Genomic DNA, 17,946 nt, shown 5'->3' with positions numbered 1-17,946 from the left:
TTCATGAACTGTGTGATTTGTTTAGTGGTTCGCTGACTGCGGATCACTCCCCTGTCTGCTGCGTCGGCAGCGTCAGATGTGGAGAAGGGACAGCTCCGGGTAGGGCTGCGAGAGGGGCGGGCGGCTCCCCGCGCCTCTCGCAGGCCTACCAGGAGGCCTGGCTCGCCTGCCGGATGGTCGCCGGCCGGTACGGTGAGGCGACGCTCGTGCGGCTGTACCGGACCGCCGGGCGCGTCCCGGAGGCCACCGCGCTGCGCGACGTGCTGGGCCTCACCCGGGAGCGCTTCACCACCCTGTGGCGCGACTATGTGACGAAGGAGCTCGCATGAGCGAGACGGAGGCGGACGAGGGCCACGACGTGGACGAAGAGCACGACGTGGACGAGGATCGGGCCGAGCCCGTGCCCGGCGGGCCGTCCGGCACCGCCCGGACGCGGCGGCCGCGCGTCGCCGCCGCCGTCGCCGCCGCCGTGCTGTTCGCTTCCGTGGGCGCCGTCCTCGCGCTGACGACCCCGTGGAATCCGCTGCCCGGGCACGTGCCCGGCGGCCACGTGCAGGCCGACCCCGCGCTCGACTTCTCCCCCGCCGAGATCGCCCGCTCCCAGGCGTTCGACTCGGCCATCAACCCGCCCGCCTACGCGCGGCTCCTCGTCGGCCTCGCGGTGATCCTCGCCCTCGGCCTCACCCCGCTCGGCGCCCGCTTCATCGGCTGGGTCACCGCCCGCACCCGCCGCCGCTTCCTCCGGATCGTCGTCGCCGCCGTGGCGCTGACCACGGTGCTGCGCCTCGCCGGGCTGCCGTTCAGCATCTGGAGCGAGTCGGTGCTGCGCCGGTACGGGCTGTCCACGCAGAGCTGGCCCGCGTGGCTCGTCGACCAGCTGAAGTCGCTCGGCGTCACCTGGGTCATCTACACGATCGCCCTGCTGCTCCTCTACACCGTCATCCGCCGCTTCCCCCGCTACTGGTGGACGGGCGCCGCCGCCGGCGGGTTCGTCCTCGTCGTCGCCGTGTCGTTCGTCTACCCGGTCGTCGTCGAGCCGGTGTTCAACAACTTCCACTCGCTGCGGCAGGGGCCGCTGCGCAGCGAGCTGCTCGCGATGGCGAAGCGGGACGGCGTGCCCGTCAAGGACGTCCTCGTCGCGGACGCCTCCCGCCGGACGACGTCGCTGAACGCCTACGTGTCCGGGTTCGGCTCCACGCGCCGCATCGTCCTCTACGACACGCTGCTGAGGTCGCCGCGCCCGCGGATCGAGTCGATCGTCGGGCACGAGCTCGGCCACGCCAAGCGCGACGACGTCCTGTGGGGGACGCTGGTGGGCGCGCTCGGCATCGCCGGGGCGCTGTGCCTGCTGTACCTGCTGATGACCTCTCCGCGCGTCCTGCGGCGCGCGGGAGTCGACCCCGATAAGCCGGCCGGCGCGCCCGCCGGGCGCGGGGCGGCGGACCCGCGCACCATCGCGCTGCTGCTCGCGCTCGTGACCGTCGGGACGCAGGTCGCCGCGCCCGTCCAGAACCTCGTCAGCCGGCGCATCGAGGCCCGCGCGGACGCGCACGCCCTGAACCTCACCCGCGACCCGTCGACGTTCGTGTACATGCAGCACGAGCTGTCGGTGCGCAACATCTCCGACCTGAGCCCCGACGCGGTGGAGTACGTCCTCTGGATGACGCACCCGTCCGGGCCCGACCGGATCGCGATGGCCCGCGACTGGGCCCGCATGCACGGCGTCGAGGTCCCGCCGCCGCTCCGCTAGCCGGCCGCGGCGGCGGGACGTCCGGTCAGTTCCCCTCGGCGCCCTGCTGCTCCGGGACCTTGGGCTCGGCGCCCTTGCCCTCCTGCGAGGACAGCGTCGCCGCATCCGCGTGCGGCGCGGTCGTGACCGGCCGCTTCAGCGCGCTGCCCTTCACCCAGTCCTGCCAGCCGAGCTGCCAGTAGCCCCAGCCGTTGTCCGGCTCCAGCTCGCGGCTGCTGCCGGTGACCTTCACGACGTCGCCCCGGTAGCTGAGCTTGTAGAACCACTTGGCGTTGGACGGGCTGATGTTGATGCAGCCGTGGCTGACGTTCTCGTGCCCCTGGGCTCCGACGGACCACGGCGCGCTGTGCACGTACTCGCCGCTGTTGGAGATCCGCACGGCCTTGTACACGGTCAGGCTGTAGCCGCCGGGACTTCCGGGGCTGATCCCCATCCAGTCGGACGTCATGGTGGTGGGGTCCTCCTTGGCCATCGTCAGGTGGACCCCGTCGGTGGTGGTGTACTTGCGCGCACCGCCCTTGCCCATGCTGGTCGGGATGGTGCGGGCCTTCTTGCCGTTGACCATCACCACCATCTTGTGGCTGTCCTCGCCCGCCGTGGAGATGTGCGAGTCGCCGATGGTGAAGTCGACGGCGTAGTTCTTGCCGCCGTACACGTCCCCGCCGGTGCGGACGCCGCTGAGGTGCGCCTGGAACCTCACCTTCGTGTGGGCGGGCCAGTACTGCTTCGTGCGGAACACGACCTGCTGGTCGCCGAACCAGTGCCAGGCGCCCTCCACGGTCTTGTCCGCGGTCACCTCCAGCGCCCGCTCGACGGCCGCCCGGTTCTTCACCGGACGCTCAAAGTTCATGATGATCGGGATGCCGACGCCGACCGTCTCCTTGTTGTACGGCGCCTCGACCGTGACGTCGTTGGTCTTCTCGACCTCGGCGGTGGTGAAGCGGCTGGAGACCGTCCTGGTCTTGCCGTCCTTCCCCTGCGCCGTCGCAGCGACCGTGTACGTCTCGCCCGGTTCCAGCGACCAGCGCGACCGCCACTGCGTCCGGTCGGCGCTCAGGTCTCCCGCGACCTCGCCGTCCCCGGCCGACACCGTGACGTTCTGGATCGTGCCGCTGCGCGCCCGGACGTCGATCTGGCTGTCCGGCCTGAGCTTCCCGCCGCCCGTCGGCGACACCGCGAGCCGCACGGCGTCCACCGCGTCCGAGTCGCCGCCCGAGCACGCCGCGGCCCCCGCCACGACGCTCGCGCCGACGAGCACGGCGGCGGCGCGCCGGCCTCGCTCTCCCGGTCCTGAGCCACCCACCCGCATGTGAGCCCCCCGGTCGTCCTCCTGGGCGATCGGTCCGCCTGCCCAGCCCGGTCGCTGGAACGGCGCCCAGTATGTGAAAGGGCCGGTACCCGCTGAAAAGCGGACACCGGCCCCCGATGGGGTTCTTTTACTGATCAGTGGGCGAAATGACCCCGGTAGTACTCGAAGACCAGACCGATCGTGGTCAGGATCGCGCAGCACACGCCGAAGATGACCAGCCACCAGCCGAACACGATGCCGAGCGCGACGGCCGCGGCCGACAGCCCGACGAACAGCGGCCACCAGCTGTGCGGGCTGAAGAAGCCCAGCTCACCGGCCGCGTCCGCGATCTCGCCCTCGGGGTCGTCCTCGTACAGCGGGCCCGCGTTCGCGCGCTCGAGGCGGCGGACCGTGAAGTGGACGTAGAACCCGATGAGCCCGGAGAGGCCGACGGCGAGCCCGAGCACCGAGGTGCCCGTCCAGTCCTTGGACCAGAGCCAGTACACGACGTCGGTGGCGAGGAAGAAGACCGCGCAACCGTAGAACATGAACGCCTGGACGCGCATCGGCTACTCCCCCTTCGTCCCGGCGAGCTCGCCCTGCGCGCCCGCGTACGGGTGGTGCAGGTCGAACGCCGGCCGTTCGGAACGGATCCGCGGAATCGAGTTGAAGTTGTGCCGCGGCGGCGGGCACGACGTCGCCCACTCCAGCGAGTTGGAGTAGCCCCACGGGTCGTCCACCTCGACCTTCTTGCCCTTCTTCCACGTGATGTAGACGTTGTAGAAGAACGGGATCATCGAGGCGCCGAGCAGGAACGAGAAGATGGTCGAGACCTCGTTCAGGCCGTGGAACTCGGCCGCGTAGTCGGCGTACCGGCGGGGCATGCCCTCCGCGCCCAGCCAGTGCTGGACGAGGAACGTGCCGTGGAAGCCGATGAACAGCATCCAGAAGTGCACGTGGCCGAGCCGGTCGTTCAGCATCTTGCCGGTCCACTTCGGCCACCAGAAGTAGAAGCCCGCGAACATCGCGAACACCACGGTGCCGAAGACGACGTAGTGGAAGTGCGCCACCACGAAGTAGGAGTCCGACAGCTGGAAGTCCATCGGCGGGGACGCCAGGATGACGCCGGTGAGACCGCCGAACAGGAACGTCACCAGGAAGCCCAGCGACCACAGCATCGGCGATTCGAACGTTAGTTGTCCTCGCCATATCGTGCCGACCCAGTTGAAGAACTTGATGCCCGTCGGCACCGCGATCAGGAACGACATGAACGAGAAGAACGGCAGCAGGACCTGGCCGGTGACGAACATGTGGTGCGCCCACACGGTGATGGACAGGCCCGCGATGCTGATGGTCGCGAACACCAGGCCGATGTAGCCGAAGACGGGCTTGCGGCTGAACACCGGGAAGATCTCAGTCACGATGCCGAAGAAGGGCAAGGCGATGATGTAGACCTCCGGATGCCCGAAGAACCAGAACAGGTGCTGCCAGAGCAGCGCGCCGCCGTGCGCGGCGTCGAAGATGTGCGCGCCGAGCTTGCGGTCGGCCTCCAGCGCCAGCAGCGCGGCGGCGAGGACCGGGAAGGCGAGCAGCACCAGGATGGAGGTCAGCAGGACGTTCCAGGTGAAGATCGGCATCCGGAACATCGTCATGCCGGGGGCGCGCATGCACAGGATCGTGGTGATGAAGTTGACCGCGCCCATGATGGTGCCGAAGCCCGACATGGCCAGGCCCATCACCCACATGTCGCCGCCGACGCCGGGCGAGCGCACCGCGTCCGACAGCGGGGCGTAGGCGAACCAGCCGAAGCTGGCCGCGCCGCCCGGGGTGAGGAAGCCCGCGACGACGATGAGGCTGCCGAACAGGAACAGCCAGTACGCCAGCATGTTCAGCCGCGGGAACGCCACGTCCGGCGCGCCGATCTGCAGCGGCATGATCACGTTGGTGAAGCCCGCGAACAGCGGCGTCGCGAACATCAGCAGCATGATCGTGCCGTGCATGGTGAACATCTGGTTGTACTGCTCGTTGCTGACGAGCTGCAGCCCCGGCTCCCACAGCTCCGCCCGGATGACCAGGGCGAGGACGCCGCCGAACAGGAAGAACAGGAACGAGGTGATCAGGTAGAGGTAGCCGATCACCTTGTGGTCGGTGGACGACATCCAGGAGGCGAGGATGCGCCCCTTGCTCGTCCGCGGCGCGGCGATCGGCGCGCTCGGGGCGTGACTCGTGGCGGTCACTTCCCACCTCCCGCGGCCAGTGCTTGCTTGGAGTCTGCGATGAACTTGTCGTACTGCTCCGGGGTCACGACCTTCAACTGGAACAGCATCTTGCTGTGGTCGACGCCGCAGAGTTCGGCGCAGCGGCCCTCATAGGTGCCGAGCTTGGTCGCCGTGAACTCGAACTCGTTGGTGTAGCCCGGCATGACGTCCTTCTTGTAGATCAGTGCCGGGACCCAGAACGAGTGGATGACGTCGTCGGAGTGCAGCCGCACCCGGACGGTCTTGCCGGCCGGGATCGTCATGACGGGCTTGCCGGCGGCGGGCCCGTTCGGGTCCACCGGCACGCCGGTCACCGAGGCGACGAGCTGGTCGTTCTGCTTGTAGTCGAACCGCCAGCTCCACTGGAACCCCGTCACGTCGACGGTCACCGCCGGATTGGCCGTCGTCTTCTCGACGAAGTTCTCGTCGCGGGCGGTGAAGTAGAACAGGACCGCGATGATGACGAACGGGACCGCCGTGTAGAGGATCTCGATCGGCATGTTGTAGCGGACCTGCGGCGGCAGGTCGTCGGAGCGCTTGCGGTGGAAGATCACCGCCCAGATGATCAGGCCCCAGACGACGCCCCCGACCGCGAACGCCGCGATCCAGGAGCCCTGCCACAGGTGGAGCATGCGCTCGCCTTGGACGCTGATCGGCTCGGGCAGGCCGAGCCGGGTACCACTGCAGCCGGTCGCGGACAGCGCAAGCAGCCCAAGCGCACCGGCGCTTTTCAATGCGCGGCGACTGCGCACAGGCGTACGCCGCTCCCCAGAGCGGGTCGGACTCACGGAATGCCTTCCCCACGGATGAAGCCCGGTCGGCCGGGCGGTGAGATCATGGTTTACACGTGTGGTGGACACCCTAGCGCGAGGGTCGCGCAACCCCCCGATCGGGTGCCCGGTTAGTGTTTCAGCGTGGCCGAACCGAGCATGTCGGGCGCCCCGTCCGGGGCCGCCTACTTCGATGCCGCGTCCACCGAGCCGCCCCATCCGGCGGCGCGGTCGGCGCTCCTTGAGGCGCTGGACGCGGGCTGGGCCGACCCCGCCCGGCTGTACGGGACGGCGCGCGCCACCCGGCTGCTGCTGGACCGGTCCCGCGCGCGCGTCGCGGGCGTCCTCGGCGCCCGCCCGGACGAGGTGTCGTTCACGGCCTCGGGCACCCAGGCGGTGCACCTGGCGGTCCTCGGCGGGCTCCGCGCGCGCCGGCGCGTCGGGCGGCACCTGGTCGTGAGCGCCGTGGAGCACTCCAGCGTGCTGCACGCCGCGGAGAAGCACGAGCGGGACGGCGGCGAGGTGACCGTCGTCGGCGTCGACCGGTCGGGCCGCGTCGACCCGGCGGAGTTCGCCGCGGCGCTGCGCGCCGACACCGCGCTCGCGTGCCTGCAGTCGGCCAACCACGAGGTCGGCACCGTCCAGCCCGTGGCCGAGGCCGCGGAGGCGTGCCGCGTCGCCCGCGTCCCGCTGTTCGTGGACGCCGCCCAGTCGCTCGGCCGGGCGGACGTCCCCGGCGGCTGGTCGTTCCTCGCGGGCAGCGCGCACAAATGGGGCGGCCCCGCCGGCGTCGGCGTGCTCGCCGTCCGCAAGGGCACCCGGTGGCGCTCGCCGCTGCCGGACGACGAGCGCGAGGGGCGCCGCGTCCCCGGATTCGAGAACGTTCCGGCCATCGCGGCGGCGGCGGCCGCGCTGGAGGCGTACCGTGCCGATATGGCGGCGGACGCGCCGCGCCTCTCCGCGCTGGTGGACCGCATCCGCGCGGAGGTCCCGCGGAGCGTCCCCGACGTGGAGGTGGTCGGCGACCCGGTCCGGCGGCTGCCGCACCTGGTGACGTTCTCGTGCCTGTACGTCGAGGGCGAGGCGCTGCTGACCGAACTCGACCGGCTGGGTTTCGCGGTTTCGTCCGGCAGCTCGTGCACGGCGGATACGCTGCGTCCCAGTCACGTGCTGGAGGCGATGGGAGTGATTACCCATGGGAACGTCCGGGTATCGCTGCCGCGTGGCGTCGCCGCGGCGGACGTCGACCGGTTCCTCACCGTGCTCCCCGGCGCCGTCGCCCGCCTCCGCGAGACGATGAGGACGGCCGGACGTTGAACTGCCGGACGATGGAGACCAACGAGTCGGGGAGGCGGTCGCGCCCATGAGGTTCCGAGGCCGCGCCAAGAACGGGACGCCGCCCGCGGACGCCGTGCCGCCGCAGGAGCAGGCGTCCGCCGGCCCGCCGCCCGTGCTCGTCATCGACGCGCTCGGCCGCAAGTGCCCCATCCCGATCATCATGCTGGCGGAGCGGATCCGCGAGGTGCCCGTCGGGCAGGTCGTCGCCGTCCTCGCCGACGACGCCGCCGCGCGCACCGACGTCCCCGCCTGGTGCCGGATGAAGTCGCAGGACTTCGTCCGCGAGGAGACGCTGCAGCAGGGCGGCTGGGGCTTCCACATCCGCCGGACGTACTGACCACGGCGTACTGACAACAGCGAAGGGCCGCGCCGTCCGGCGCGGCCCTTCCGTACGCGTTACGGGTTCGGGCAGGTGATGTGCCCGGCGATCTCGGCGGCGGCGTCCGCGCCGTAGGCGGCGCCGAACCGGTCGAGGAACGTCTGGCGGGCCAGGGTGTACTCCTGCGGGCCCGCGGACTCCAGCGCGTGCGCGGCGACGGCGCAGCCGACCTGCGCGGCGCGCTCCAGCGGCAGGTCCCACGCGGTGGCCGACAGGAAGCCGGCGCGGAAGGCGTCGCCGACGCCGGTCGGGTCGACGACGTTCTCGACCGGGACGCAGGGGACGTGCACGCCCTCCTCGCCCGCGCGGTCGATGACGACGCCCTTGGCGCCGAGGGTGGTGACGCGGATGCCGACGCGGGACAGGATCTCCGCGCCGCTCCAGCCGGTCTTCTCCTCGCAGAGCGCCTTCTCGTACTCGTTGGTGAACAGGTACGCGGCGCCGTCGATGAGGCGGCGGACGTCGGCGCCGTCCATCCGGGCGAGCTGCTGGGACGGGTCGGCGACGAACGGGATCGCGCGGGTGCGGCACTCGTCGGTGTGCCGGAGCATCGCGTCGGGGTCGTTCGGGCTGATGACGACGAGGTCGAGCCCGCCGACGCGGTCGGCGACCGGCTTGAGCTCGATGTTGCGGGCCTCGCTCATCGCGCCGGCGTAGAACGTGGCGATCTGGTTCTGGTCCTGGTCGGTGGTGCACAGGAACCGGGCGGTGTGGTGGACGTCCGACACGCGCACCGAGGCGGTGTCGACCGCGTGGCGCTCCAGCCACGAGCGGTAGTCGGCGAAGTCGTCGCCGACGGAGCCGACGAGGATCGACTCCTTGCCGATGCTGCCCATGCCGAAGCAGATGTTGGCGGCGATGCCGCCGCGGCGGATGTCCAGCTCGTCCACCAGGAAGGACAGCGACACCCGGTCCAGCTGGTCGGGCAGGAGCTGGTCGGTGAACCTTCCGGGGAAGGTCATCAGATGGTCGGTCGCAATGGAACCGGTCACGGCGATGCGCACGGCGTCGCTCTCCTCGTCGTGGTCGTCCGGCTGTTCACCGGCTGTTTCGAACCCGGAAAGACTACTTCCCCATGGCACCACAGATCACCGCCGAGGGCGGCGGGGAACGCGGAAGGGGCGGTCCGGGCACGTGGCCCGGACCGCCCCTCCCGGACGTTCCGCTCGCGTTCCGGCGGCTCAGTTGAAGGAGTCGCCGCAGGCGCAGGAGCCCGACGCGTTCGGGTTGTCGATCGTGAAGCCCTGCTTCTCGATCGAGTCGACGAAGTCGATGGTGGCGCCGGTGAGGTAGGGCGCGCTCATCCGGTCGACGCGCACCGCCAGGCCCTCGAAGTCCTGGATCTGGTCGCCGTCCATCTCCCGCTCGTCGAAGAAGAGCTGGTAGATGAGGCCGGAGCAGCCGCCCGGCTGCACGGCGACACGCAGCGCAAGGTCGTCGCGGCCCTCCTGCTCGAGCAGGCCCCTGGCCTTCTCGGCGGCGGCGTCGGTGAGGACGACGCCCTGCTGCGTGGTCTCCTGCGTGGTCTCGCCTGAAACCGTCATGTGTTCAGCTCCCGGGTCTCGCTGCGCCGCGGTGCGGCGGGATGTCGCTTGTCCTCGAGGACGTCATACGCCTCTTCCCGTAAGACAACGTACCTCGGTACGGACCCATTCCGCTTATCGGCCGGGTTTAACGCCGGACGGCGGTGCGTTCTACGTCACATCACCGGCGGCCGCCGGATGTGCCATCATTAGTCGTCAAAGCGACGATAAGCCCCGTCGCCGAAGGGAGAACCCCGATGACCACCACGGCAGGCGACCTTCCGCTGCTCCTGCTGGGCAGCGGTGCCGACCCCGCGAGCGAGCGCGGCGTGGACTGCCCCGGCGAGCTGCCGCCGGCCTCCGACCCCGCGCTCGTGGAGCGCGCCCGCGCCGCCAAGGCGTCCCTCGGCGACCGGGTGTTCGTCCTCGGCCACCACTACCAGCGCGACGAGGTCATCCAGTTCGCCGACGTCACCGGCGACTCGTTCAAGCTGGCGCAGCAGGCCGCCGCCCGCCCCGAGGCGCCCTACGTCGTGTTCTGCGGCGTGCACTTCATGGCGGAGTCGGCCGACATCCTGACCGCCGCGCACCAGCGGGTGATCCTGCCCGACCTGGGCGCCGGCTGCTCGATGGCGGACATGGCGACCTTCGACCAGGTCGAGGACTGCTGGGACGTCCTGGAGGACGCCGGCGTCGCCGACGACGTCGTCCCCGTCACGTACATGAACTCCTCGGCCGACATCAAGGCGTTCGTCGGGCGGCACGGCGGCGTGGTGTGCACCTCGTCCAACGCCAAGCGCGCCCTGGACTGGGCCTACGGCAAGGGCAAGAAGGTCCTGTTCCTGCCCGACCAGCACCTCGGCCGCAACACCGCCGTCCTGGACATGGGCTTCTCGCTCGACGACTGCGTGGTCTACAGCCCGCACCGCCGCGAGGGCGGCCTCACCCAGCAGCAGCTGCGCGACGCCAAGATGATCCTGTGGCGCGGGCACTGCTCGGTGCACGGCCGGTTCACCACCGAGTCGGTGGCCGAGGTCCGCGAGCGCGTGCCGGACGTGAACGTCCTGGTGCACCCCGAGTGCCGGCACGAGGTCGTCACGGCCGCCGACCAGATCGGCTCGACCGAGTACATCATCCGGACGATCGAGGCCGCCGAGCCCGGCTCGTCCTGGGCGATCGGCACGGAGCTGAACCTCGTCCGGCGGCTGGCGAACGCCCACCCGGACAAGAACGTCATGTTCCTCGACAAGACCGTCTGCTACTGCTCGACGATGAACCGCATCGACCTGCCGCACCTGGTCCTGTCGCTGGAGTCGCTGGCGGCCGGCGACGTCCAGAACGTCATCGAGGTGGACGAGCAGACCGCCCACTACGCCCGCGCCGCCCTCGACCAGATGCTCGCCCTGCCCTGACCCGTCCCTCAAGCGCGCCTACTCCAGCCCCCGCCGCAACCCTCAACAAACCCACCCAGTCGCGATCGCGTCCGAAGGCAGGTTTCGAGCCTGCGAGAAACCTGATCGCGCAGCGAGCCGCTAGGCGAGCCGGAGCGATGCAGCGATCGCACCGCGTTCCTCGACGATGGAGGGCCCCCAGGGCCCGAAGGAGGAGAGGAATGCCTAGAGCACGCCGGGGGCGCCCCAGACGGGGAACCAGCGGCCGAGGTCCTCCTCGAAGGGGAGGTCGGCGCCGATCGCGCCGCGGACCTGGAGTTCCAGCGCGTTGTCGCGCTTGTTTCCGGGGAGCGGGGCGAACGGGTAGAAGGTGCCGCGCTTGTAGAGGTAGACGAGGGCGAGGCGCCGCCCGTCCGGGCCGCGGAAGCCCGCCAGCGAGCACAGCAGGTGCGGGCCGAAGCCGCCGGACTCCAGTGTCGAGTTCACCGCGTGCAGGTCGGTGACCAGGTCGGGCAGTTCCTCGGGACGGTGCGTCGCGAGCAGCCAAGTGTAGCCGTAGGAGTCGTTGCTGATCTCGACCTTGGGCCCCTCGTCGGCGTCCAGCAGTTCCTGCACGTCGGACTGCAGCCGGGCGAACGCGCCGCCCTCGGCCGCGCGGAAGCAGACGGAGCCGAGCCCGGTCGGCTTGAACTCCGTCGCCGCCTCCAGCGTGATCGCCGCCGACGACAGCCCGAAGATCTGGTCGAGGTCGGGCTTGGCCGGCTTGGAGCGGCCGAGGAGGGTGTCGAGGAAACCCACGGATCAGACTCCCCTGCTGAGCTGGTCGGAGATCTTCGAGAGCTGCGCGAGCCGCTTGTCCAGCGGCGGGTGGGTGGAGAACAGCGAGGAGACGCTGAAGCCCTTGCCGAACGCCGGGGTGAAGAAGAACGCGTTGAACGCCTGCGCGGACCGCAGGTCGTTCGTCGGGATCCGCGCGATCTCCCCGCTGACCTTCGTCAGCGCGCTGGCGAGCGCCGAGGGGCGGCCGGTCAGCAGCGCGGCGGCGCGGTCGGCGGACAGCTCGCGGTACCGCGACAGGGCGCGGGTGAGCATGAAGCTGACCGCGTAGGCGAGCGCGCTGGCCGCGACGACGGCGAGCAGGATCATCCCGGTGTTCTGGTCGTTGCTGCGGCGGCCGAACCCGCCCCACAGGCCCCACTGGAGGCCGAACCGGGTGATGAGGCCCGCGCAGATGCCGAGGAACGAGGCGATCGTCATGACCGCGACGTCCCGGTGCGCGACGTGCGCCATCTCGTGCGCGAGGACGCCCTCCAGCTCCACCGGGTCGAGCCGGCGCAGCAGCCCGGTGGTGACGCAGACGACGGCCTTCTTCTGGTTGCGTCCGGTGGCGAACGCGTTCGGCACGTCGGTGTCGGCGATCGCGACCTTCGGCTTCGGGGCGTCCGACATCGCGCAGATGCGGTCGATGACGCCGTGCAGTTCCGGTGCCTCCTCCGGCGAGACGACGCGGCCGTGCATGGCGAACAGCGTCATCCGGTCGGAGAAGAAGTACTGCGCGAACAGGAAGGCCACCGCGACGCCGAGCGCGACGAAGGCCCATTCGGGCACGAAGACGAAGAACGCTCCGACGAAGACGACGTACACCAGCCCCAACAGGAACATCGTCACGAGCATCCGCGATGTCAGCCCCCGGTCGGAGGCGTAGCGCGTGCTGGCCATGCGGCCACCCCCAAGTCCTTGCTCTTATTCATTTGTATCAACGCACGAGACCCGGGTTTTGTGCCTGAGTGTCCATAACGGACGGCACTCCCCCGGGCCCCCGCGGCGTCACGCTGCGATACGTCCCCAGTTCCCCGTACGCGGGGGTTCAGTCGGGAATGAGTCCCTCGTCCCCGAGCATGGAGCGCACCTCGTCGATGTGCGCGTCGGCGGGCGGCAGGATCAGCTCGGACGGCTCCAGGCTGTCGGCCGGGAGCGGCTTTCCCACCTTGCGCACGTTCTCCAGCAGGGCGTGCAGCGCGGCGCGGAACGCCGTCTCGTCGCCCGACTCGATCGCCGACTCCAGCTCGGAGTCCAGGGCGTTGAGGGAGGACAGGTCTCCGTCGGCCACGTCCAGCTGCCCCTCGCCCATCAGGCGGACGATCACTGGGCACCCCCGGGGTTGTTCGGCCACGGGGCCTGCTGCGGGGTGTCCTGCTGGTGCTGCTGCGGCTGCGCGGTGGGCGTGCCCTGGTTCAGCTCCTTGGGCGCGGGGCCCTGGCCGAGTTCGGCCTTGAGCCGCTCCAGCTCCAGGTCGACGCCGGGGCCGGAGCCCATCCGGTCGAGCTCGGCCTGGATGTCGTCGCGGGGACCGGAGAAGTCCTCCAGGGCGCCGGACTCCAGCAGCTCGTCGATCGCGCCGGCGCGCGCCTTCATCGTGTCGGTCTTCTCCTCGGCGCGCTGGATCGCCAGGCCGACGTCGCCCATCTCCTCGGAGATGCCGGAGAAAGCCTCGTTGATCTTCGTCTGCGCCTCGGCGGCCGTGTAGGTCGCCTTGATGGTCTCCTTGCGGGTCCGGAAGGAGTCGACCTTGGCCTGCAGCCGCTGGGAGGCGAGCGTGAGCTTCTCCTCCTCGCCCTGCAGCTGCTGGTACTGGCCGCGCAGGTCGTTCAGCTGGCCCTCCAGCCCCGACCGGCGGGTCAGCGCCTCGCGGGCGAGGTCCTCGCGGCCCACCTGCAATGCCTTCTTGCCCTGGTCGGTCAGTTTGTTCTGCTGCTGCTCAAGCTGGTTGATCTGCAGTTCGAGACGCTTGCGCGAGGTGGCGACGTCGGCGACCCCGCGACGAACCTTCTGCAGCATCTCCAGCTGACGCTGGTAGGAGTAATCGAGGGTCTCGCGAGGATCCTCGGCCCGGTCCAGGGCCTTGTTGGCCTTGGCCTTGAAGATCATCGACATTCGTTTCATCACGCTCATCGCGCGGCGCCGGTCCCTTCGTGCTGTCGCCTCAGTCGTGGACTGGGCTCAATGACCACTGCTGGGGTTCTTATCACCCTACGCGTTAACGCGCGAGGCAGCCACGATGTTCGCAGCCGGTAGTCTGATCCCGTGTTCAAGCGTCGTACCCCGGAGGCCCCGGCGAATCCTCCTCAGGTAGTAAAGCCGGGCGGCAAGGGCCGTCCCACGCCCAAGCGGCGGGACGCCGAGAAGCGCCGCCGCCAGCCCATCACCGCACCGGCCTCCGGCAAGGAGGCCTACAAGCGGCGCAGGGCGCAGCTCGCGGAGAACCGCGTCAAGACCCGCGAGGGCATGGCCAGGGGCGAGGAGAAGCACCTCCTCAAGCGGGACAAGGGGCCCGTCCGGCGGCTCGCCCGCGACTACGTGGACGCGCGCCGCACCGTCGGCTCCTACCTCATGTACGCCATGTTCGCGATCGTGCTGCTGAGCATGCTGCCGATCCCGGTGGCCCGGCTGCTGGTGCTGTTCGCGCCCCCGCTGCTGCTGATCCTCGTGTTCGGCGAGGGCCTCATGCTCAGCCGCGGCATCAAGAGGCTGGCCGCCGAGCGCTACCCGGACGAGGACGCCAGGGGCGTCGGGATGTACGCCGCGATGCGCGCCATGCAGATCCGCCGGCTGCGCGTCCCGAACCCGCAGGTGAAGATCGGCGAGAAGGAGAGGATCTGACCGGCCGCCCCGGCGGGCGTCCGGCGCGGCTCGCGGCCTGGGTCCGGCGATCATCTTCGGGCTAGGGTCGGGGACATGGAGTTCCGAAACCTGGGCCGGAGCGGTCTGAAGATCAGCGAGATCGCGTACGGCAACTGGCTCACCCACGGCTCCCAGGTCGAGGAGGACGCGGCGCGCTCGTGCGTGCGGGCGGCCCTCGACGCGGGGATCACCACCTTCGACACCGCGGACGCCTACGCCGGGACGCGCGCCGAGGAGGTCCTCGGGCGCGCGCTCAAGGGCCGGCGCCGCGAGGGGCTGGAGATCTTCACCAAGGTCTACTGGCCCACCGGGCCCGGCCGGAACGACTCGGGCCTGTCCCGCAAGCACATCTTCGAGTCGATCCACGGCTCCCTGCGCCGCCTCGAAACCGACTACGTGGACCTCTACCAGGCCCACCGGTTCGACTACGAGACGCCGCTGGAGGAGACCCTGCGCGCGTTCGACGACCTCGTCCGGCAGGGCAAGGTCCTGTACGTCGGCGTCTCGGAGTGGCGGGCGGAGGAGATCGAGCGCGCCCTCAAGATCGCCGACGACATGGGCTTCGACCGGATCATCTCCTGCCAGCCGCAGTACTCGATGCTGTGGCGGGTCATCGAGGAGGAGGTCGTCCCGGTCTGCGAGCGCGAGGGCATCGGGCAGATCGTCTGGTCGCCGATCGCGCAGGGCGTGCTGACCGGCAAGTACAAGCCGGGGCAGCCGCTGCCGGAGGGGTCGCGCGCCACCGACGACAAGGGCGGCGCCGACATGATCAAGCGCTACCTGAACGACGACCTGCTGACCCGCGTGCAGAACTTGCAGCCGATCGCGGACGAGCTCGGGCTGTCGATGGCGCAGCTCGCCATCGCCTGGACGCTGCAGAACCCGAACGTGTCGGCGGCGATCGTGGGCGCGACCCGTCCCGAGCAGGTCGCCGACAACGTGAAGGCCGCCGGGGTGAAGCTGGACGCCGACGTGCTGAAGCGCATCGACGACGTGCTCGGCGACGCCGTCATCCGCGACCCCGCGAAGACCGCCAGCCCGCGCAAGCGCCCCTGACCGGACGCGCATACGACGCGCATGCGAAGGGCCGCGGAGCCGTAGCCCCGCGGCCCTTCCGGTTCACTCCGGGTCCTGCAGGCTCATCTCGTAGACGAGCGTCTCGCCGTCCAGCAGGACGACCTTGTCGACCTCGTCCGCGCGCAGCCCCCGCCAGTTCTCCCCCAGCCAGCTCTCCGCGTCCGCCTGGGTGGAGAAGGTCTCCTCCGACATGCCGACCGTCCGCCCGTCGGCCCTCTCCAAACGCCAGCTCCACGCCATCGCGTCGCCCTCCTCGTCCCTCGTCGCGGTGAGACTAGCGGGTTCAGGGGGCGGCCTCGATCGCCCGGCGCAGCGCCTCGGAGCTCTCGATGTCGGACGAGTCGAGGGTGCGCCCGTTGACCCGCACGCTGGGCGTGCCCTGGACGCCGGACGATATGTAGCCCTGGCTGACCTTCTTCACGCTCTCGGCGTAGCGCTGGTTCTCCACGCAGGACGTGAAGCCGCCGCCGGTCAGCCCGAGTGGTTCCGCGAGGGAGAGCAGCTGGTCGGTGGTGTAGCCCGTGGAGCTCTCGTTCTCGGGCTGGTTCTCGTAGAGGGCGTCCTGGTAGGAGAGCCAGTGTGCGCCGTCGCCGACGCAGCGCAGCGCGGACGCCGCTCGCAGCGAGTTGTCGTGCGCCGGCTGGGCGCCCTCACCGAAGATCAGCATCGGATGGAACACGACCTTGGCGCGTCCCTCGACCACCAGCTGCTTCAGCATCGGGTCGTGCTTGCGGTCGAACGCGCCGCAGGGCGGGCAGGCGAAGTCCTCGTAGATGTCGACGACGGGCGCGGTGACGCCCGGCCGGGCCATGACCAGGCTCCCGTCCTCCTGCGGCGCCGCCTCCGCGCCGCCGGCGATCTTGCCGACCCGCAGCTGGACGTCTCCGCCGCCGCCCCCGCCTTCGTCGTCGTCCGCGCCCACCACGGTGAACACGACCACCGCGACAATGATCAGCACGCCGAGGACGCCGCCGATGGCCAGGCCGAGCGCCAGTGCCGCCCCGCTCCTGCGCGGCGGCTGGGGCGGGGGAAAGCCGCCGGGCATGCCCGGCGGGCCATAGGGCGGCGGGCCGCCCTGTCCCGGCTGGTGGGGCCATGGCGCGTTCGGGGGGTTGCCCACCGGGTGTCCTCCTGTCGGGGGGCGTGGCGATCCGTCCAGGGGAGCGTAACCGTAGAGTTCCGACCGGTATGAACATCGAGCTTCGCGGCATCGCCGCAGCGCAGGGCTGGCCCGCGCCGGGGTGCCGGTGCGCGTCCTGCGGCCGGCTGCGCGCCGCCGGCGTCCGGCGTGAACCGGTCGCGGCCCTGGTGGACGGCGTGCCGCTGGACGGTCTGCCACGGACGGACGTGCCCGGCGGGTATGAGGTGCGCGGCCCGCACGGCGATCTCATCCTGGTGGCCGCGGGACCGGGTGCGAGGCCCGAGCCGACGCCCGGCGTCGAGTACGCGGCCGTCCTGCTCGACCTCGCGGGCTCCCCGGAGCACCTCGGGTATCTGCGCCATACCGGGCCCGTGGCGTCCACGACGCGGGTGTTCGCCGTGCACGTGGATCACCGGCTGCCGTCCGAGGCCGAACTGGAGCGCCGCATGGCCTTCTGGAACCGGCCTCAGCACGGCCCGTTCCGTACCCTTCTCCTTGGCGGGAGCCGGTCGGGGAAGTCTGCTGAGGCCGAACTTCGGCTGGCCGCCTGCGCGGACGTCCTCTACGTCGCGACCGGCCCGGTCCGTGATGACGATCCCGAATGGAGCGAGCGGGTCGCCGCGCACCGGCTCCGCCGTCCGGCATGGTGGCGCACCGTCGAGACGACCGAGCTGGCGGACGTGCTGGCGGCCGAGACGGGCGCGGTCCTGGTGGACGGCATCGGCACCTGGCTGGCCGCCGCGATGGACGAGACCGGCGCCTGGGACGACCCGTCCCGGGTACGGCCCCGCGTCGACGCGCTCGTCGCGGCCTGGCGGGGCACGGCGGCGCGGGTGGTCGCGGTCAGCGACGAGGTCGGGCTGTCGCTGGTGCCCACGACCGCGTCCGGGCGGGCGTTCCGCGACATGCTGGGCCTGGTCAACCAGCGGCTCGCGGCCGAGTCGGAGGAGGCCGCGCTGGTCGTGGCCGGACGCGTCGTGGAGCTCGCGTGATCGAGGGACTGCGGCTCGCGGTCACCCTGCTGACCGTCGTCCCGGCGGGCACGGCGCGGGTCGACCGGGGCACCGCGCGCGCCGCGATGCTGCTCGCCCCGGCCACCGGCCTGATCACGGGCGGCGCCGCCCCTGTCTCCTTTACACACCCGACGCTCCCGTCGACCAGGATAGAGGCCCGCCCGCTGGCCGACGGCTCCGCCCCGCACACCACACGCCACACCCCCACCACGCACCCACCGAAGGGAGCGAGCGGGTCGCCGCGCACCACGCGGCGCAGCCAGCGCACCCCCCCCTGCCTCTCACCTGCGCATGAGACCGCCACCTAACACGAGTACGTCACACTCGAACAGTACCC

The 17,946-nt window shown here is 70.7% G+C and carries 21 protein-coding genes; 9 read left to right on the top strand and 12 right to left on the bottom strand.

The features are described from left to right. Positions 1-173 precede the first annotated feature (173 nt). Positions 174-329: a hypothetical protein gene (locus HUX53_RS09295; RefSeq protein ID WP_176402746.1), complete on the top strand. Its 156-nt coding sequence runs from the start codon at positions 174-176 to the stop codon at positions 327-329. Continuing rightward, positions 326-1,750 carry a M48 family metallopeptidase gene (locus HUX53_RS09290; RefSeq protein WP_176402745.1) on the top strand — a complete coding sequence of 475 codons (1,425 nt, stop codon included), beginning with the start codon at positions 326-328 and terminating at the stop codon, positions 1,748-1,750. The genes HUX53_RS09295 and HUX53_RS09290 overlap by 4 nt, the downstream gene beginning before the upstream one ends. A gap of 25 nt (positions 1,751-1,775) precedes the next feature. Here the strand turns inward: HUX53_RS09290 and HUX53_RS09285 are convergent, their stop codons facing one another. The 4 genes from HUX53_RS09285 to coxB form a co-directional block, all read right to left on the bottom strand. Next, positions 1,776-3,059 carry an Ig-like domain-containing protein gene (locus tag HUX53_RS09285; RefSeq protein WP_176402744.1) on the bottom strand — a complete coding sequence of 428 codons (1,284 nt, stop codon included), beginning with the start codon at positions 3,057-3,059 and terminating at the stop codon, positions 1,776-1,778. Positions 3,060-3,193: 134 nt separating this feature from the next. Continuing rightward, positions 3,194-3,604 (bottom strand): cytochrome c oxidase subunit 4, encoded by a 411-nt coding sequence (locus HUX53_RS09280; RefSeq protein ID WP_176402743.1) that lies wholly within the window; start codon positions 3,602-3,604, stop codon positions 3,194-3,196. A 3-nt stretch (positions 3,605-3,607) separates the two neighbouring features. Beyond that, positions 3,608-5,197 (bottom strand): cytochrome c oxidase subunit I, encoded by a 1,590-nt coding sequence (gene ctaD / locus HUX53_RS09275; protein WP_217919265.1) that lies wholly within the window; start codon positions 5,195-5,197, stop codon positions 3,608-3,610. Positions 5,198-5,271: 74 nt separating this feature from the next. Further along, a complete protein-coding gene (coxB, locus tag HUX53_RS09270; RefSeq protein WP_217919263.1) occupies positions 5,272-6,030 on the bottom strand; it encodes a cytochrome c oxidase subunit II in 759 nt (252 codons plus the stop codon). 195 nt (positions 6,031-6,225) lie between these two features. Here coxB and HUX53_RS09265 point away from each other — a divergent pair, with 195 nt between their 5' ends. Beyond that, positions 6,226-7,383, top strand: a complete 1,158-nt coding sequence (locus tag HUX53_RS09265; protein ID WP_176402748.1) for a cysteine desulfurase family protein — start codon at positions 6,226-6,228, stop codon at positions 7,381-7,383. 46 nt (positions 7,384-7,429) lie between these two features. Continuing rightward, positions 7,430-7,741 carry a sulfurtransferase TusA family protein gene (locus HUX53_RS09260; RefSeq protein ID WP_176402740.1) on the top strand — a complete coding sequence of 104 codons (312 nt, stop codon included), beginning with the start codon at positions 7,430-7,432 and terminating at the stop codon, positions 7,739-7,741. 59 nt (positions 7,742-7,800) lie between these two features. Here the strand turns inward: HUX53_RS09260 and HUX53_RS09255 are convergent, their stop codons facing one another. Next, positions 7,801-8,787, bottom strand: a complete 987-nt coding sequence (locus HUX53_RS09255) for a carbohydrate kinase family protein (protein ID WP_176402739.1) — start codon at positions 8,785-8,787, stop codon at positions 7,801-7,803. Positions 8,788-8,964: 177 nt separating this feature from the next. Next, positions 8,965-9,327, bottom strand: a complete 363-nt coding sequence (locus HUX53_RS09250; protein ID WP_176402738.1) for an iron-sulfur cluster assembly accessory protein — start codon at positions 9,325-9,327, stop codon at positions 8,965-8,967. Between the two features lie 236 nt (positions 9,328-9,563). Here HUX53_RS09250 and nadA point away from each other — a divergent pair, with 236 nt between their 5' ends. Beyond that, entirely contained in the window at positions 9,564-10,718 is a 1,155-nt protein-coding gene (gene nadA / locus HUX53_RS09245; RefSeq protein ID WP_176402737.1) for a quinolinate synthase NadA, read from the top strand. Between the two features lie 204 nt (positions 10,719-10,922). Here nadA and HUX53_RS09240 read toward each other — a convergent pair whose 3' ends face one another. The 4 genes from HUX53_RS09240 to HUX53_RS09225 all read right to left on the bottom strand — a co-directional run bounded on the left by HUX53_RS09240 (position 10,923) and on the right by HUX53_RS09225 (position 13,649). Continuing rightward, positions 10,923-11,495, bottom strand: a complete 573-nt coding sequence (locus HUX53_RS09240; RefSeq protein WP_176402736.1) for a hypothetical protein — start codon at positions 11,493-11,495, stop codon at positions 10,923-10,925. A 3-nt stretch (positions 11,496-11,498) separates the two neighbouring features. Next, positions 11,499-12,416, bottom strand: coding sequence for a zinc metalloprotease HtpX (gene htpX / locus HUX53_RS09235; protein ID WP_176402735.1), 918 nt, complete (start codon positions 12,414-12,416; stop codon positions 11,499-11,501). A 148-nt stretch (positions 12,417-12,564) separates the two neighbouring features. Next, the gene (locus HUX53_RS09230; protein WP_176402734.1) at positions 12,565-12,843 is read right to left on the bottom strand and encodes a hypothetical protein; all 279 of its coding nucleotides are present in this window, start codon (positions 12,841-12,843) and stop codon (positions 12,565-12,567) included. Next, positions 12,840-13,649: a PspA/IM30 family protein gene (locus tag HUX53_RS09225; protein ID WP_217919261.1), complete on the bottom strand. Its 810-nt coding sequence runs from the start codon at positions 13,647-13,649 to the stop codon at positions 12,840-12,842. The genes HUX53_RS09230 and HUX53_RS09225 overlap by 4 nt, the downstream gene beginning before the upstream one ends. A gap of 132 nt (positions 13,650-13,781) precedes the next feature. On the opposite strand from HUX53_RS09225, the gene HUX53_RS09220 reads away from it, so the two are divergent. Together HUX53_RS09220 and HUX53_RS09215 are read left to right on the top strand one after the other, a co-directional pair. Further along, on the top strand, positions 13,782-14,357 hold the full coding sequence (locus HUX53_RS09220; protein WP_176402733.1) for a DUF3043 domain-containing protein: 576 nt from the start codon (positions 13,782-13,784) through the stop codon (positions 14,355-14,357). Positions 14,358-14,432: 75 nt separating this feature from the next. Then, positions 14,433-15,434: an aldo/keto reductase family protein gene (locus HUX53_RS09215; RefSeq protein ID WP_176402732.1), complete on the top strand. Its 1,002-nt coding sequence runs from the start codon at positions 14,433-14,435 to the stop codon at positions 15,432-15,434. Between the two features lie 63 nt (positions 15,435-15,497). On the opposite strand, the gene HUX53_RS09210 is transcribed toward HUX53_RS09215, so the two are convergent. Next, positions 15,498-15,695 carry a hypothetical protein gene (locus tag HUX53_RS09210; RefSeq protein WP_176402731.1) on the bottom strand — a complete coding sequence of 66 codons (198 nt, stop codon included), beginning with the start codon at positions 15,693-15,695 and terminating at the stop codon, positions 15,498-15,500. Positions 15,696-15,738: 43 nt separating this feature from the next. Beyond that, entirely contained in the window at positions 15,739-16,575 is an 837-nt protein-coding gene (locus tag HUX53_RS42470) for a thioredoxin domain-containing protein (protein WP_176402730.1), read from the bottom strand. 68 nt (positions 16,576-16,643) lie between these two features. Between HUX53_RS42470 and HUX53_RS09200 the strand changes: the two genes are divergently transcribed. Continuing rightward, entirely contained in the window at positions 16,644-17,588 is a 945-nt protein-coding gene (locus HUX53_RS09200; RefSeq protein WP_176402729.1) for a bifunctional adenosylcobinamide kinase/adenosylcobinamide-phosphate guanylyltransferase, read from the top strand. Beyond that, positions 17,585-17,917, top strand: a complete 333-nt coding sequence (locus HUX53_RS09195; RefSeq protein WP_176402728.1) for a hypothetical protein — start codon at positions 17,585-17,587, stop codon at positions 17,915-17,917. Before HUX53_RS09200 ends, HUX53_RS09195 begins: the two co-directional genes overlap by 4 nt. Positions 17,918-17,946: the final 29 nt, after the last annotated feature.

This window comes from Actinomadura sp. BRA 177 (genome assembly GCF_013372625.1).
Taxonomy (GTDB): Bacteria; Actinomycetota; Actinomycetes; order Streptosporangiales; family Streptosporangiaceae; genus Spirillospora.
Note: the sequence above shows the minus strand (reverse complement) of the source record. Positions and strands in the feature narration are given on the sequence as shown.

What these genes read in the sequence shown, in the direction of transcription:
- HUX53_RS09295 (WP_176402746.1), top strand. Translation starts at nt 174, where the DNA reads ATGGTCGCCGGCCGGTACGGTGAGGCGACGCTCGTGCGGCTGTACCGG.
- HUX53_RS09290 (WP_176402745.1), top strand. Translation starts at nt 326, where the DNA reads ATGAGCGAGACGGAGGCGGACGAGGGCCACGACGTGGACGAAGAGCAC.
- HUX53_RS09285 (WP_176402744.1), bottom strand. Translation starts at nt 3,059, where the DNA reads ATGCGGGTGGGTGGCTCAGGACCGGGAGAGCGAGGCCGGCGCGCCGCC.
- HUX53_RS09280 (WP_176402743.1), bottom strand. Translation starts at nt 3,604, where the DNA reads ATGCGCGTCCAGGCGTTCATGTTCTACGGTTGCGCGGTCTTCTTCCTC.
- ctaD (WP_217919265.1), bottom strand. Translation starts at nt 5,197, where the DNA reads ATGTCGTCCACCGACCACAAGGTGATCGGCTACCTCTACCTGATCACC.
- HUX53_RS09265 (WP_176402748.1), top strand. Translation starts at nt 6,226, where the DNA reads ATGTCGGGCGCCCCGTCCGGGGCCGCCTACTTCGATGCCGCGTCCACC.
- HUX53_RS09260 (WP_176402740.1), top strand. Translation starts at nt 7,430, where the DNA reads ATGAGGTTCCGAGGCCGCGCCAAGAACGGGACGCCGCCCGCGGACGCC.
- HUX53_RS09250 (WP_176402738.1), bottom strand. Translation starts at nt 9,327, where the DNA reads ATGACGGTTTCAGGCGAGACCACGCAGGAGACCACGCAGCAGGGCGTC.
- nadA (WP_176402737.1), top strand. Translation starts at nt 9,564, where the DNA reads ATGACCACCACGGCAGGCGACCTTCCGCTGCTCCTGCTGGGCAGCGGT.
- htpX (WP_176402735.1), bottom strand. Translation starts at nt 12,416, where the DNA reads ATGGCCAGCACGCGCTACGCCTCCGACCGGGGGCTGACATCGCGGATG.
- HUX53_RS09225 (WP_217919261.1), bottom strand. Translation starts at nt 13,649, where the DNA reads ATGAGCGTGATGAAACGAATGTCGATGATCTTCAAGGCCAAGGCCAAC.
- HUX53_RS09215 (WP_176402732.1), top strand. Translation starts at nt 14,433, where the DNA reads ATGGAGTTCCGAAACCTGGGCCGGAGCGGTCTGAAGATCAGCGAGATC.
- HUX53_RS09210 (WP_176402731.1), bottom strand. Translation starts at nt 15,695, where the DNA reads ATGGCGTGGAGCTGGCGTTTGGAGAGGGCCGACGGGCGGACGGTCGGC.
- HUX53_RS09200 (WP_176402729.1), top strand. Translation starts at nt 16,644, where the DNA reads ATGAACATCGAGCTTCGCGGCATCGCCGCAGCGCAGGGCTGGCCCGCG.